The sequence below is a fragment of the Youngimonas ophiurae (nom. illeg.) genome (genome assembly GCF_049803795.1).
Classification (GTDB): domain Bacteria; phylum Pseudomonadota; class Alphaproteobacteria; order Rhodobacterales; family Rhodobacteraceae; genus Thalassobius.
Genome location: NZ_JBNAGJ010000006.1, coordinates 86,159 through 100,546 on the forward strand (window position 1 = coordinate 86,159; position 14,388 = coordinate 100,546).

At 63.1% G+C, this 14,388-nt stretch carries 16 protein-coding genes; 5 read left to right on the forward strand and 11 right to left on the reverse strand.

Annotated features, from left to right (window positions below; translation table 11 throughout):
* Positions 1 to 14: 14 nt before the first annotated feature.
* The 6 genes from ACP15O_RS13875 to ACP15O_RS13900 form a co-directional block, all read right to left on the reverse strand.
* Positions 15 to 1,004 carry a peptidoglycan-binding domain-containing protein gene (locus ACP15O_RS13875; RefSeq protein WP_425096708.1) on the reverse strand — a complete coding sequence of 330 codons (990 nt, stop codon included), beginning with the start codon at positions 1,002 to 1,004 and terminating at the stop codon, positions 15 to 17.
* Complete coding sequence (locus ACP15O_RS13880) at positions 1,001 to 2,143, reverse strand: S8 family peptidase (RefSeq protein ID WP_425096709.1); 1,143 nt, start codon at positions 2,141 to 2,143, stop codon at positions 1,001 to 1,003. Before ACP15O_RS13880 ends, ACP15O_RS13875 begins: the two co-directional genes overlap by 4 nt.
* Positions 2,140 to 2,784, reverse strand: a complete 645-nt coding sequence (locus tag ACP15O_RS13885; RefSeq protein WP_425096710.1) for a hypothetical protein — start codon at positions 2,782 to 2,784, stop codon at positions 2,140 to 2,142. Before ACP15O_RS13885 ends, ACP15O_RS13880 begins: the two co-directional genes overlap by 4 nt.
* Positions 2,765 to 3,370 carry an RNA polymerase sigma factor gene (locus ACP15O_RS13890; protein WP_425096711.1) on the reverse strand — a complete coding sequence of 202 codons (606 nt, stop codon included), beginning with the start codon at positions 3,368 to 3,370 and terminating at the stop codon, positions 2,765 to 2,767. The genes ACP15O_RS13885 and ACP15O_RS13890 overlap by 20 nt, the downstream gene beginning before the upstream one ends.
* 279 nt (positions 3,371 to 3,649) lie before the next feature.
* Positions 3,650 to 4,501: a hypothetical protein gene (locus ACP15O_RS13895; RefSeq protein WP_425096712.1), complete on the reverse strand. Its 852-nt coding sequence runs from the start codon at positions 4,499 to 4,501 to the stop codon at positions 3,650 to 3,652.
* A gap of 71 nt (positions 4,502 to 4,572) precedes the next feature.
* Positions 4,573 to 5,442: a M15 family metallopeptidase gene (locus ACP15O_RS13900; RefSeq protein ID WP_425096713.1), complete on the reverse strand. Its 870-nt coding sequence runs from the start codon at positions 5,440 to 5,442 to the stop codon at positions 4,573 to 4,575.
* A 225-nt stretch (positions 5,443 to 5,667) separates the two neighbouring features.
* Between ACP15O_RS13900 and ACP15O_RS13905 the strand changes: the two genes are divergently transcribed.
* Complete coding sequence (locus tag ACP15O_RS13905; RefSeq protein WP_425096714.1) at positions 5,668 to 6,693, forward strand: AraC family transcriptional regulator; 1,026 nt, start codon at positions 5,668 to 5,670, stop codon at positions 6,691 to 6,693.
* 93 nt (positions 6,694 to 6,786) lie between these two features.
* Entirely contained in the window at positions 6,787 to 7,986 is a 1,200-nt protein-coding gene (gene acmB / locus ACP15O_RS13910; protein ID WP_425096715.1) for a methyl acetate hydrolase AcmB, read from the forward strand.
* Between the two features lie 87 nt (positions 7,987 to 8,073).
* On the opposite strand, the gene ACP15O_RS13915 is transcribed toward acmB, so the two are convergent.
* On the reverse strand, positions 8,074 to 8,616 hold the full coding sequence (locus ACP15O_RS13915) for a TetR/AcrR family transcriptional regulator (protein WP_425096716.1): 543 nt from the start codon (positions 8,614 to 8,616) through the stop codon (positions 8,074 to 8,076).
* 69 nt (positions 8,617 to 8,685) lie between these two features.
* On the opposite strand from ACP15O_RS13915, the gene ACP15O_RS13920 reads away from it, so the two are divergent.
* On the forward strand, positions 8,686 to 9,057 hold the full coding sequence (locus ACP15O_RS13920) for a VOC family protein (protein ID WP_425096717.1): 372 nt from the start codon (positions 8,686 to 8,688) through the stop codon (positions 9,055 to 9,057).
* A gap of 48 nt (positions 9,058 to 9,105) precedes the next feature.
* On the opposite strand, the gene ACP15O_RS13925 is transcribed toward ACP15O_RS13920, so the two are convergent.
* From ACP15O_RS13925 to ACP15O_RS13940, 4 genes are read right to left on the reverse strand one after another with little or no spacing between them, the layout of a single operon-like run.
* On the reverse strand, positions 9,106 to 10,125 hold the full coding sequence (locus ACP15O_RS13925; RefSeq protein WP_425096718.1) for a VOC family protein: 1,020 nt from the start codon (positions 10,123 to 10,125) through the stop codon (positions 9,106 to 9,108).
* 1 nt (position 10,126) lies between these two features.
* A complete protein-coding gene (locus ACP15O_RS13930; protein WP_425096719.1) occupies positions 10,127 to 10,891 on the reverse strand; it encodes an HpcH/HpaI aldolase family protein in 765 nt (254 codons plus the stop codon).
* Complete coding sequence (locus ACP15O_RS13935) at positions 10,888 to 11,361, reverse strand: nuclear transport factor 2 family protein (RefSeq protein WP_425096720.1); 474 nt, start codon at positions 11,359 to 11,361, stop codon at positions 10,888 to 10,890. The genes ACP15O_RS13930 and ACP15O_RS13935 overlap by 4 nt, the downstream gene beginning before the upstream one ends.
* Complete coding sequence (locus ACP15O_RS13940; RefSeq protein WP_425096721.1) at positions 11,354 to 12,253, reverse strand: cupin domain-containing protein; 900 nt, start codon at positions 12,251 to 12,253, stop codon at positions 11,354 to 11,356. The genes ACP15O_RS13935 and ACP15O_RS13940 overlap by 8 nt, the downstream gene beginning before the upstream one ends.
* Positions 12,254 to 12,407: 154 nt before the next feature.
* Here ACP15O_RS13940 and ACP15O_RS13945 point away from each other — a divergent pair, with 154 nt between their 5' ends.
* On the forward strand, positions 12,408 to 13,154 hold the full coding sequence (locus tag ACP15O_RS13945) for a DNA-binding transcriptional regulator (protein ID WP_425096722.1): 747 nt from the start codon (positions 12,408 to 12,410) through the stop codon (positions 13,152 to 13,154).
* Positions 13,147 to 14,334, forward strand: coding sequence for an MFS transporter (locus ACP15O_RS13950; RefSeq protein WP_425096723.1), 1,188 nt, complete (start codon positions 13,147 to 13,149; stop codon positions 14,332 to 14,334). The genes ACP15O_RS13945 and ACP15O_RS13950 overlap by 8 nt, the downstream gene beginning before the upstream one ends.
* Positions 14,335 to 14,388 lie beyond the last annotated feature (54 nt).

Genomic DNA, 14,388 nt, shown 5'->3' on the forward strand with positions numbered 1-14,388 from the left:
ATAATGCTGTGTTGTCAGGTTCGGGCCAGCAGATCGCTTAGCTGTCCGGGCGTTAGAAATCCGGTTTCTTTTTCGCTCCGTTCGGCCTGGAATGCGGTGATGGCAGAGCGCGTTTGCTTGCCCGCGATCCCGTCGATCAGGCCGGGGTAATGGCCCAGTTTGCGCAAGACCCGCTGCAATCGCCGGATGATCGCGGGCGAGAGAGATTTCTCCAAGATTTCAAGCTCTTCCACAGAGGGGGCGGCAGCGGCGGGAGTGGCCGTTTGGGCCGGTGCGGGGGCGGGCGTGGCGACGGCGCTTACTGATTTTGGCTGCGGATTGACCTGGATGGGGGCCTTCAGAACGATCGGCCTGGGGGGCGGGGCAGACAGGGTTGCGCCTGGGGTGCGGGCCAGGGCGGGCAGCACTTTCGCCAGATCGACACGGACCGGATTGCCAATCTGCGTATCGAATGCGCGCAGCAGCGGATCGGCCTGATTTGCAGGCACAAAGAGTATCTCGCTCAGGCCGGGCTGGGCGGCCTGAGCCGTGCTGGTGGGGGCCACGCCTTCGGGCAGCGGGCTGGACGGGGGGGCGCCCAGGACAATCACCGCGCCGCCGCGTTCGGACAGGGCTGTGATCCGCGAAAAGGCCCGCAGCGGCACCGCCTGTGTGAACAGATCTGTCGGCCGGCCTAGCCCTGCGCCGGTGGGCAGAACAAAGCTCCGGTCTTCAAAGGATACCATCGGCATATCAATAAAGACGATGGCCGCGTCGGACTGTTCGGCCTCTTTGGCAAAGCGGCGCATCTGTGCGCGCAGGGCGGCATTGCTGGGGTCTGTCACCCGCAGCGTTTCTGCGTCGATCCGGGTCAGGCTCTCGGCCATCTGATCGGCCCGTTCAGGCGCCGCGCCCGCGGTAACGAGCAGGGCGATGATGCGCAGGTCGTCCTGAGCCTGAGCCAAAGACGGCAGGCCAAGAGCGATCAGCACAAGGGCGCGGAGCAGGATCGTGATTGGCTTCATTCTGCGCACTCCTTGCCCAGAACGGCGCGGCAGGCATCCAGCATTGGGCCCTGCGGGGCGTCGTCCACCGCAGACAGAAGGCGCGGCCCCACATCGGCCGTGGGCATGTCGGGATTACCCGCCAGCACCAGCGCAGCGACACCGGACACATGGGCCGTCGCGATAGAAGAGCCCGAGACATAGCGGTGGCTTTCGCCCGGCGCAGTGCTGAGGATGTCGGTCATCGGCGCGGGGATGCGCCCCGGCCCGGCCCGGCCCGCCGCGATCACGCCAGGCAGCGATGCGGGAAACACGGTTTCCTCGGTTTCGCCAGCGGCGGCCACGACGACCATATCCTTGGCCATTGCGGCCTCGATCAGCTCGGTCAGCAGCGGATCGTCCGGTCCGCCGAGGGACATGTTAAGCACGTCAATGCCATTGAGGATGGCGAAATTTACTGCACGGGCCAGCGAAAAACTGTTGCATTGCCCGCCAGTGTCGGTTTGCCAGCAGGCACGCAGCCCCACCATCTCCGAGCCCGGAGCAACACCCAAAAGGCCGGTCTGTTGCGCGTCGGCGCCGATCACACCGGCGACGGCTGTGCCGTGATCCTCGGCCTGTTGGGTGGCGATGACCGAGACAAAATCACGGGTGTCGGCCATGCGGTGGCTCAGGTCGGGGTGGGTCCGGTCGATGGCGCTATCGACGATACCGACACGCACACCTGCGCCGGTGCTGGCGGCATGAGCGGCCAGAACATTCATCCGGTGCATCGCCCATTGCGCCGGCAAGAGCGAGCGGGCCCCCTGGCTGCTGGAAACGGAATAGCCCCGGACGCGCTGCGCGGTGCGAACACGGGTATCCAGCCGCAGCGCGGTCAGCAGCGCTTCGATATCGGGGCTGGCGCTGGCATCATAGACAAGGCAGAGGACAGAAATGGAATTCAGCGGCCATTCGGCGGTCAGCGGAATGTCATAGTCTTCGGACAGGGCGGCGGCGACCGCGGTCAGGGTCTCGGGCGTATCTGTAGGGATGGTCAGCACGATATAAGCACCGGGAGAGATGGCGTTGGCATCCACCAGCCGCCAGTCCTGCGCCTGCGCGGGCCGAGACAGAAAACCGGCCAGCAGGGCCACGAACAGCAGGATAACGCGGGTCATTGGCTGCCCTCGGGCGCGGCAAAGAGAATATCCTCGCGGGCCATCATGGCACGGGCGATGGCCGCGATATCGGCATCTTCGGCCACCAGCGCGGTGTAGACCCCGGATTCGGACGGGCCATGGATGGACAGAACACCCAAAGCGGCAAGAGCCTTGGCATCGGGCTGTCCGCTGGGCTGGAATTTGATCACCTGCTCGGTTCCGTCGGGCGGGGCGGTCAGGGTGATGAAGTCGTCGTTCCCCGGCCCCTGTATCTGCACCACCAGGACAAGCGCAGCGCAGGCCAGGGCCGCGGCACCGATGGCCGAAACAATGCGCCCCTCGATCCGGCCAAGCAACCGCCGATACCAGGGGGTGGCGGGGCTGCGGGCGGCAATGTCGGCCAATGCCTGGGCCCGCAGGTTTTCCCAGCTGCGTTCGAGGGGCACGTCAAAAGGGTCTTCGGTCGCGACCTTCTTAGCGAGGGTGCGTTGCTGGCTGATTTCGCGGGCGATACCGGGGTCGGCCTTGGCCGCATCCTCGACAAGACGCGTCTCATCCTCGGGCAAGGTTCCGTTCACGTACCAGGGAATGAGTTCCCGAATGGTATCGGTATCTTCCGGCGCGCCGGAGTCGGTGGATTCAGGCAACTTTATGCTCATTGGGGGCCGTCACTTCTTCGCCTTCGTTGAGGATTTTCCGCAGGTGCCGCCGCGCGGTCATCATCCGCGTCTTTACGGTGCCCACCGGGCAGTCCAGGATTTCGGCGATCTCGGTATAGAGATAGCCGTTGAAATAGGTCAGCTCGACCACGGCGCGCTGCTCGGGTTTGAGCTGCGCCATGGCGCGTGCCAGATCTCGGCTGCGGATAACCGTCTGTTCGGTGTCGATGCCATCCGCGACCAGACCTTCGTCCAGTTCGATATTGCCGGCGTGGCGTTCATTACGGCCACGCTGCTTCATCGCCACACGATAGGCGATACCGAAGATCCAGGTCGAGGGCTTTGAGCGCCCTTCAAACCGATCGGCGGTGCGCCAGACGGTCATCAGCACGTCATTGGCGACCTCTTCGGCAATTTCGGAATTCGACGTGATGCGCCGGGCAAAATGCATCAGCTTGGGGAAATACTTGCGGTGCAACTGTTCGAAGGCGGTGATGTCGCTTTGGGCGATTGCCGCCAGCAGCGCATCGTCAGTCGGTGCGCTGGCCGCAGTGCCCTTTCTCGATATTAGCTTTGGCTTTCGCATTGTGGGGTCTCTAACCTCGTCCTTAAGCGTTAGTCCCCGGAAACGGCCCGGAGGTTCACGGCTCTGTTGGATTTTTTGCGACGTGGTACGCGGGAGGGGTGTATCGCGAAGTTGACCTTGCGGCAGTTGCGGGGGGCGGAGCGTTGAAAAGAGCGTTTGAAAACCGTTGTATTTATACTGGACGGTCAGTTTTTTGGCATAAATCAGCGCAACGGTGCCCCGCAAAAGGAAAACCCGCGGCAGGGGGCTGCCGCGGGTCTGTGCGCCGTGTTGTGTGGATCATGACTTGACGGACTTGACCCATTGTTCCAGCGCCAGCATGACCTTGCGCATTTTGGCCGAGGTCTCCATGACCCCCTCGGGCCCCACCTCGTCGCGCAGATGGTTTCTGTAGTCGCCAAAAGGCACAAGAAGCTTGTCGGCGGTATCAAACATCTTTTTGTCATGCGGCGTGGTAAAGACTTCGCGGCACAGTTCGATCTGAGAGGTAATATCGCGGCAGACATTCCCAAACCCCACGTTGAAGTTATCTACCGTGGGATCGCGGTCCAGTTTGTTCAACCAGGCCAGGCCCTTGACGATCGTGGAGTGAATCGCTTTTTTGCGTGCCTTGGCATCAGTCGCTAAGCGTGCGCGCCCTGGTTCGTCTCTTTCGCCCTTTTCGTTGCGCAGTTTCACTTCCCTGAACAAGGCGGCTTGGGCCGTATAGATGACAGACTCCAAATCCCGCTGATAGAGTTTGCTCAGGTTCGCGACATTCTTTTCGTGCTGCTTTCTTTCGGTCGCGGTCATCATTTTGACCTCGTTCTTGGCCTCCAACTGCTTTTTTATCTCTGCCAGTGACTTATTGCCCTGACGAATTGCCGCTTCGATGGCTTTTCTGAACTCCTGGGCGGCAAGTTTGAATTCCTTGGGCGGGACGCGGAACATGTTGGTATAGGTCTTGTCCAAATGGCCAAAGACCTTTTGCAGCTTGGTATCCTCGATCTTTTTCTTCTTGTAGAAGGGGTTATAGACCTTAGGAGCCCAAACCGTCTTGATAACGGGGGTCTGGGTAAGCTTGGCTTCTTTGTTGAAGTATTTTACGCGGTCTTCCCATTCGACTTGGTAACTGCCGTTGAAATTGGCCATTGGTCGTCTCCTGTTTGCAGATCCGTTTGATGGGTAAGTGCGGCCAGCCGGCAAAAAGGTTCACGCTCCGATTAAAGGAGCCCCAGTTCCCGCCATTCTTGGATTTTCTCGCGGCTGACCTCGAAATGCATGGAATCCTCGCGGCCGAACCCGGCCCCCCAGATCCATCCTTCGCTGTGGAAAAAATCGGCCATCAGGATCAGGCCAAGCTGGGTTTTGCCATCGGCGAAATTATCAAGAGCCCCACCGATATTGATGTCTACTGCCAGGCCATAGGCATGGGCCGACGCAAAAGACGAAGACCCGCGGATCAGCCGCACGCACAGCGACCCGGATGAGGCAAGCCTGTCATACAGCTCGGGTTCAAAGGCCTGCACCTCGGCGAAAACTTTGCGCAGCGAGGCAATCGCGGGCTTCAGCATCCGGACGCGGATCGGGCCAACATCTTCCGTGCTGAGCAGGGCGCGCAGGCGCGGATTGGACATGGGCTGGCATTTCTGGGTCAGGTCGGGCCGGGGCAGACCGAAGGTGTTGCGCAGAAAAGAGGGCGAGGCGACAGTCAGCCCTTCATTGGCGTTGCGGCGGTCGCCGATCAGCACGATCTGATCGAAACTGTTGCGCAAACCGTCAGCCTGGGGCGTGTCGCCGGAACGAGAGGGCGGGGCGGCCTGTGGCTGGGAACGGGGCGCGCGGGCCTGGCTGGCGGCGGAAAGACCGATCGCCGTCCGAGAATCGAGCCCGTCCACCCGGCTGCGCAATGCCTGAACATCCTGTTTCAGCGCCTCAATTTCGGCCCCAAGCGCGGCAACGGTATTGGCGTCCACCGTCGCGGGCGGTGTTGCGGTTGCTGTGGCACCGGGCTCGGCCGTGCGGGCAATTTGCCAGATCAGAGGGGCAGACAGCACGACAAGGGCAAAAAACAGGCCGATCCATTTGATCATGGGATGCGCACTCCGATTATGGCAGCGATCTGGCGGCCCCAACCGGAGGGCCTTTGCCAATGAGTGCCGGCCTGAGGGGGAAAGGTTCAAACGCGAACAGGCCGCGGCAGATCCCCGGCCATATGCGGCCGTGTGGTCTTTGGGCGCGGGTGTGCCCAACGCTAGGTAAAGCCGGGCAAGCATGTTATGACCCCTGAACATCACTCTCTCAGGGAGGAGGGAGCCTTGCTGGAACAAGCTCTTTTGTGTGACGCCATTGGTGATGCAATCGAACACGGCGACCACACGCATTCGACCGATTGGGACGAAGTGCAGGCGTTTTGCAATTCGGTCTACATGCCCTATCGTGTGCGGCCGCTTGATCGGTTGTCCCGTCCTGATGCCACGTTGATCTCGGCACAGGCAGGGCGGATGACCATGACACGGTTTTCCTATGGCACCGGCATTCATCTTGACAGGTTTGACCCCGAGGCCGGCAACATCCTTGTCCTGAATACCATCAGGGGGGCCTTGGATCACCAAACCGATGGCGGCTCTGTCAGTACGGGCGAGGGCGAGAGCTTTGTCGTTGATTGTTCGCGGGCCGAATACTGGCTGGAGGCCGCCCCGGATCACATGCAGCTTAATCTGACGATTCCACATGCTGTCATGGAAGAGACCGCCGAGCGTTGGCTTGGTTTCGTTCCGGATGACCGGCTTTGGACAAGCCGTGTCAAGATCGGTGGAGGGAACACGGCCTGGCCCGCGCTGCTGGATTATGCAGCCCGAGCACTGACGCGTTCGGGGGCGCTCTGTGCTGATGCCGCGCTGGCGCGTCACATCGAAGAAATCCTTTGCGTGGAACTGTTGCGCCAGTGGGCGGCGGGTGCTGGTCTGAAGCTCGAAGATGGGGCTCGTGCCGCAGCCCCCGGCTATGTCCGCCGCGCCGAGGAGATTTTCGAGGCCGAAGCCCGCGACGCCCCCACCATCGGTGACGTGGCGCAGCGTGTGGGCGTTTCTGCGCGCACGCTGTCAGGGGGGTTCCAACGCTTCCGGGGTTTGTCTCCGCGGGCGTTCCTTGCGGCCCGCAGGCTCGATGGGTTGCGCGCCGATTTGGTGGCCGCCCCCGCAGACCTGACAGTGACCGAGATTGCCGCGGGCTGGGGGTTTTCCAACTTTGGCGCGCTGGCCGGCCGCTATCGTGCGCGTTTCGGTGAATTGCCCTCGCAAACGCGCGCGCGCCGCAGCGGCAGGCACGGGGCGCGGCGCTGATTTTGCTTCCGAAATCGAACAGCCTGTGCCGGTTGGGGACAGTCGCCAGCGCAAACGGTCGATAGATTCCCTTGTGTTTCAAGGGAGGAACCAATGAAAGATAGCGATATTTCCAACATCAAATCGCGCTGCGACGCGGTTCTTGATAGTTCGACCTCGGGCGCTGCGCGCGTGCCCGGCGTTGTTGCCATGGTCACGGATCGTGAGGGCGACATCTATTCCGGCGCATCGGGCGCGCGCCGGATCGGGGGGCACCCCATGACCGAGGATACGGTCTTTGCCATTTTCTCGACCACCAAAGCCATCGCGGGCACGACGGCCCTGCAATGCGTCGAGGAAGGGCTGCTTGATCTTGATGCTCCGGCCAGGGAATACGCCCCGGCGATCGGAGAGCTTCAGGTGATCCAGGGGTTCGAGGCCGACGGCACGTCCCGTCTGCGCGCGCCCAAGACCGATGTCACAACTCGTCAGCTTATGCTGCACACGGGCGGGTTTGGTTATGATTTCTTTAATGAGGTCTACAAACGTCTGGCCGAAGATCATGGTCAGCCTTCGGTTGTCAGTGCGTCGCGCGCGTCCATCGAGACGCCGCTGCTGTTCGATCCGGGTGAAAAATGGGAATACGGCACCAATATAGATTGGGTCGGGCAGGTGGTCGAAGGCATTCGTGGCAAAAGGCTGGGCGAGGTCATGCGGGACCGCGTTTTTGACCCTCTGGGCATGGAGGACATCGCCTTTACCCGAACGCCAGAGATGAAGACGCGCACCGCCACCATTCACGCGCGTGGTGCAGATGGCAGCCTGACCCCGATGGATGATTTCGCGCTGCCCGATAACCCTGAAATTGATATGGGGGGCCATGGTCTGTATGCGACGGTGCCGGAGTATATGAAATTCATTCGGATGTGGCTGAACGATGGGGCCGGTCCGCACGGGCGGGTGCTTGCGCCGGAAACCGTTGAATGGGCTGTCAAAGGGGCTCTGGTGCCGCCACAGAAGGTTACAATGCTTCCCGGTGTCATTCCGTCGCTTTCCAACGATGCCGAATTCTGGCCCGGTCTGAAGAAGGATTGGGCCTATACCTTCATGGTTAACTCAGAAGACGCGCCGACGGGCCGGCCGGCCGGGTCGATTGGTTGGGCGGGGCTGGCGAACAGCTACTACTGGATTGATCGTCAAAACGGGATCGGAGGCTATTGGGCCACCCAAATCCTGCCGTTTGCCGATGGCGTCTCTTTTCCTGGGTATACCGACTTCGAAAGCGCCGTATATGCTGCCCTTTCGGCGGGATAATCTGGCTGAAACGCGAACAGGGCGCCATGCCTTGTTCGCCAACTTTGGGCGTGCAGGGCCTCTTTTTGCGTCAGTGTCCGCCTGAATTCATTTCCTTGTCATAAGCGCGGCCAGCCCCGAGATTTCGGGGCATGACAACACATTGTTCTGCGGAAACGGCAGCATCAGGCGCCCGATTGCAGCCCAGTAGAGCACCTTGGCGCGCGCGTTTGCAACCGGCCTGGGCACGCCGGCTTTGTGCAAAAGCGTCTCGGCAATGCCGATCCGTTCCTGATCGACGCGTTCCACGGCTTCGGCCACGAAAGGTGTGACTGTGGACCAGGACCGGATCGCACGTTCCAGGGCCTCGCCCGAGCAAAGTGTCTTCTGAAGCAAGTTGTCCAGAGCTTCATGCGCTTCGCCGATGTCCTGTGCCTCTTGGGCCATTTGGCCGCTGGTGCTTTTGGACCAATGCGCGATCACAGCCGTATGAAAGGCCTCAAGGCTTTCGAAATGATGATAGAAACTGCCACGGGTCACGTTCAGTTTCTTGGCCAGAGGCTGGGCTTTTAAAGCGGTGTAACCGTGTTCTTTCAGCTCTTGCAAAGCCAGGTTCAGCCAGTCTTCGGCGGTCAGTGCGCGATCAGTCATGGCCTAGACATACACTAATGTATGCTGTAGGCAAGATACACCTGTGTATGTCGTTGGAGGAACTGAACCGTGAAGCGCGCTTTTTCAAATATACTGACCAGCGATGTCACCGCGACAGCACAATTCTACGAACAGCTACTGGGCATGAGCCGGACCGGGGATTTTGGCTGGTTTGTCATTTTGGCTCATGAGGAAATGCCGGGTTTCGAGCTTGGTATTCTGGACCGAAACCACGACACAATCCCCAAGGGCGTGGCAGCCGCCCCATCCGGTGTTATCCTGACCTTTGTGGTGGCGTCCGTCGAGAACGTGCAAAGACAGGCAATTGCTATGCAGGCTGAAATTATCGAAGGGCCAACCGATTTGTCCTATGGTCAGCGGCGCCTGATGCTACGAGACCCGGCCGGCACCGCTGTGGACATCAGTGCGCCGATCGTTTGACCGGCCTCGCGGCCTGTCTAAGGGCGGTTGCGGGTATTTGTCCGCAGGTCAGGTATAGGGGCGTTTGGCGTCTTCGGTCAGGTGGTCCTCCAGCGTCAGGATCGCGCCTGCGCCAGCGGGTTTCCGGATGTCCGATCCGGCGAAGGGCGCGGCCTCGGTATAATAGCGGCGGGTGCCGGGCAGGCCCCAGGTCTGCGCTTTGGCGGGGTCTTTGGGATCCCAGCGGATGACCTGAAAATCGCTGTCGATGGCCATATAATGGTCGGTGAACAGTTCCACCCGGTGGCCGTCGGGGTCGCGGAAATACATGAACAGCGCGTTGGAAATCCCATGTCGCCCCGGCCCGCGTTCCACGGATTTGGCAAATCCCAAAGCGGCGGCGGTATCGGCGGCGTGGATCAGGTCCGCGATCCCCGGCGCGTGATAGCCGCAATGGTGTAACTGCGGACCCGGCGCGGTGTTATAAACCACGTCCTGCGTGCCACCCTTGCGTTGCAGCCAGACGGCGGGGGGCTCGGAAACGCCCTCGGGGCCGATGATTTCCGTCAGGCGGAATCCCAGACCCATGTACCAGTGCATGGCGGCGGGCACGTCATGCGAGTAGATCTGCGTATGGTCGAAATGCATGGGCTTGCCGCCGCGATGGCGGTGGAACTGTTGCAGGGCGCGGGGGCGTTGCTCCATCGTGGCGACAAATTCCAGAGGCACGCCGACGGGATCGGTGACATGCAGGGTCAGGCCCTGATGCTCGATCTGGACCAGCTTGGCGTCGCGCCCTTCGGCCAGGAAATGATCGTGCGCGGCGCGGATGTCATCATCGGTATACATCCGGTAGCCCATGCGCAGGCACTGGCGCGGGCCGTCCTGTTTGTGGAACACCATCGAGTGGTGGCCGCGCTCCTCGATCCCGCGCAGATAGAGCCGGTCGCTGGTCTGGTCGGTCACGTCGAACCCCAGCGCCTGTTCATAGAAGGCGCGGGTGGCGTCCAGATCGGCGCTGGTCAGCACGACATGGCTGGCGCGGGTGATGTTGAAGGGCGGGTTTGGGTTCGCTGTGGGCAGGGGCATGTCAGTCTCCGTGACGGAAGGCGGCGTAGTCGGCAGCGGCCTGGGCGGCTGCGCGTTTCAGATAGGATTGGTCCGAGCCGGTGATAAAGGCCGTGGCCCCCTGATCGGCAAAACCCTGCGCCAGGGCGGGGCTTTCGACCATCATCATCACGGGTTTGCCCGCGCGTTTGGCGGCGGACAGGATGGCGGACACGGCATCGGTGACGATGGCATCTGTGGGGGCATCGGCCTTCAGCGCGGCGGTCAGATCGCCGCGCCCGATGAACAGGCCGGTCAGGCCCGGCGTGGCGCAGATCGCGTCCAGATGATCCAGCGCCTCGGCGTCCTCGATCATGGCGATGGCGGCGATAGTGGCGTCCTGATCGCGCATGTGGTCCCAGCGCTTCACGCCGCCATACGCCCCCGCACGGCCCGAGGGCGAAAAGCCCCGCCGCCCGATCTGGTAGAAACAGGCATCGACCATCTGCGCGGCCTTCTCGGGGGTGGACACATGCGGCACCAGCACCCCCTCGGCCCCGCAATCCAGAACGCGCAGGATGGCGTCGGTGTTGGGCACGCGCACTAAGGGCGCGATGCCGGTGGCGCGGGCGGTCAGGATCATGTGATCCACGGTTTCGGGGTTGAAGGGGGCGTGCTCTTCGTCGATGACGATGAAATCTAGGCCGGTTTTCGACAGGATTTCAACGGGTTGCGCCGCGGGGGTTTTCAGGAAACTGCCCAGCAGGCCGCGGCGGGCGGTGAAGCGGGTGGTAAATGTGCGGGTCATTCGGGGCCTTTCATTGGCACGCCGGGCAGGCGGGTGGTGGGGACGCCGCCCTTGAACAGGGTCTTGAAAAGGCGGTGTTGGCACAGCCAGGTGCCATCGGGCTGCTGGAGGTGCTTATCCTCCATCGCGGACAGCAGAATGGGCGGGGCGCTTTCGTGGGGCGGGGTGCCGTCGCAGGCGAAAAGCTGCATATACCAGGTGCTGGTGGCGGTGGTCGCCCCGGTGCGGAAGGCCCGAAAGTTGCTGACCGAGTGAACGGCCGTGCGCGCCCCCCGATCCAGCCGGTATTGGTAGAAGGATTTGATAACCTCGCGCCCCTCGTAGAGGCTGCCCGAGGACGCCTCGAACACGCCGTCCTGGGTGTAATACAGATGCGCGGTGCGGCCCCAGTTGAAATCTACGTCGTACCAGTAATCGTGCAGTTGGGTTTCCAGAATGCGGGTCAGGTGCAGGCGATCGGCGTCAAACATTTTGGCCTCCGGCATGGGCGGGCAGGGGGTAATCGGCGGCGTTCAGAACCCAGCCGGGTTTCAGGGAAAAATCCAGCCGGGGCGGCGCGAAAATGTCGATCAATTGGTTCTCGCCGGGGCCCGTGGACAGGCTGGTGTGGATCGCGGGAGGCGGGATCACGGTGGCCGAGGGGCTGCCGACCTCCACTGCCTTATCCTTGATCCAGTGGTCCATATTGGGCGTCCAGGGCCAGCGCATCAGATGGCTGAACGCCCCGCGCAGGGCCAGCGAGACTTGCTCGAAATCGTCGTGATGATGCGGCGAGACCTTGGTGCGGTCGCGGGGGCCCATGCGCGGGTCCAGCACGTTCACCATCATCGTGGTGCAGCGGAAGATGCGGCCAAAGCGGCCGGGTTCGGCGGCGATGTTCAGATCGTAGGCGCGGATTTTGAAGCCTTCGGGCGGGTCGGGCCAGGGCTGAAAGGCGGGGATGCGCGGGTTATGCTCGGGCGTGTTGCGGCATTTCGCGGCCAGATCGGTGGCGCGGGGCGAAAACAGCAAGGTCAGCGTGCCGGTGCCGCGCGCGATGATCGTGCTGGCGCCGGGGGGGAGGATTGTCAGGTGGTTGCCGGGGATGGTGCGGGTTTCGCCTGCGGTGATGTCCAGCGTGATGTCGTCCAGCGTCAGGGCGACATATTCGTCCGGTTGGGCGGGGCGGTTGATGGTCAGTTCACCATCCAGCTCGATACAGCAGGCAATCACGGCCTGCGCGCGCCAGTACCAGGTTTTATGCGCCGGGCCGGTTTCGTCTGGCGTCAGGGTCGAAAAATCGCCAGCCTGCGGCGCGCAAAACGGGCCGGAGGGTTTGGCGGTACGGATCAATGCGGCGCGCGGATCGGAGGGGTCGTACATAGGGTATCCTTGGGTTGGTTCCTTCAAGACGTAATCGGCCTTGTGCGGATCGGCGCGGTGCCCGAAAGCTTGTTTCACCAGGTGAAACATGGCTCTCTTTGGGGATGCGCGCGGGCGCGGGCGGGCGTATGGGACGGGCAGGAAAGGGGGCGGTATGGCGTCGTACAAGGCGGTGCAATCGGTCGAGAAGGCCTTTGTTGTGCTGGAACTGCTGAACCGGCAGCCGATCACCCGTTTGCGTGATCTGGCGGCGGGGACGGGCCTGCCACGCGCCACGCTGGTACGGGCGCTGGAGACGCTGATCCAGCTGGGCTATGTCCGGCAGGTGGACCGGCTGTCGGGCTATTGCGTCACCGATAAGGTGCTGTCGCTGAGCGCGGGCCATCACGGGCTGCCCGCCGCGCTGGAGCGGCTGGCGGCGCGGGCTGATGCGCTGACACGCGAATGGCTGTGGCCGGCCTCGATTGCGACGCTGGACGGGGATGCGATGGTGGTGCGTTACAGCACGATCCCGGCCAGTCCGCTGGCGCACATCCATTCCACGATCAACCGGCGTCTGAGCCTGGCGCGGCGGGCGCATGGCCGCGCCTATCTGGCCTTCTGCCCGGATGAGGAACGCGACTACCTGCTGGGGGTGATCGAGCGCCTGCCCAGCACCGCCCCGGATTTTTCCCGCCCCAGGCTAGAGCAGATTCTGGACGGGGTGCGCACCAGCGGCTTTGCCCGGCGCGATCCGTCGGTGGGGCCGCAGACCTCGACCCTGGCGGTGCCGGTGTGGGCGCAGGGGCGGCTGGTGGCGACGCTGGGGATGACGTTCTTTGCGCGCTCGGTTCCTGACCCGGTGCATATGATCGCGGCGCTTAGGGCGGCAGGGCAGGCATCGGAGGCGCAGGATGGCTGAAACCGCCCTAAGCGTGCCGATGTTCCGTCGCTATTATGCCGGGGCGGTGTCTGGTGTGAACGGGATGTGGATTTTCCGCGTGCTGCTGTCGTGGCTGGCCTGGGACATGACCGGCGCGGCTTCGTTCGTGGGGCTGGTGGCGGCGGCCAGCCTGCTGCCCGTCGCGGTGGCGGGGCCGATCATGGGGGCTGTGACGGACCGCTCTGACATCAAGCGCGCGTTTCGCTGGGTCTCTGTGGGGTTGCTGGTGTGTCCGGTTCTGATGCTGGGTGCGATGGCGGCGGGGGTGTTGACGCCGCCGGTTCTGCTGGCTGTTGCGCTGAGCTTTGGCGTGGTGCTGGCGCTATATCACCCCGTGCGCCAATCCATCGGGCCGCGGTTGGTGGATAAGCGGCTGATTGGGTCAGTCGTGGCGCTGTCGGCGCTGAACTTCAACCTGGGGCGGACGATTGCGCCGGCTTTGGGTGGGGTGCTGATTGCGCGGATCGGGGCCGAGGTGACGGTGCTGGTGGTGATTGCGCTGTTCGTGCCGAACCTTCTGTTGCAGGGCGGGTTGCAGCCCCGACAGGTCCGGGCTGGCGGTGGCACGGCGCTATGGGCGGATTTCCGGGCCGGGCTGCGCCATGCGTTAGGGCCGGGGCCGATCCGGGCGGTGCTGATCCTGTCGGTGGCCGGGCTGGGCCCGGTGCGCGCGGTGATGGAGCTGCTGGCGCTGATCGCGGACGGCCAGTTCCAGCGCGGGGCCGAGGGGCTGGGCCTGCTGACCTCGGCCATCGGGGCGGGGGCGCTGGTGGCGGCGCTGGTGCAAGTGGGCGCGGGGGCACGGCTGCTGGCGCAGGGCCGAGGGCGTTGGGCGGCGTTGGCGCTGGGATTTACCGGGGCGATTGCGCTGGTCTGGGCGCCGGTTTTTCCGGCGGCTCTGGCGGCGGCTGTGGTGACGGGGTTTTGCGGCACCTATGTTGCCGTGGGCCTTCAGATCGGGCTGCAATCGGGGCTGGAGGACCACCTGCGCGGGCGCATCATGAGCCTGTGGATGGTGGCGGTCACGGCCTCGACCTCGGTGATGGCGCTGGGGCTGAGCCTGGCGGCAGATCGCTGGGGGCTGGGCGGATCGGTGGTGTTTCTGCTGGTGGTTTGTGCGGGGATCGCGGGCCTGTGGGGGCGCGCGGCGCGGGTCTGATCCGTTCACAGAGTGAAGCATGCGCAAGTCAGCGTGGGGGCGCGTGCGGGATTG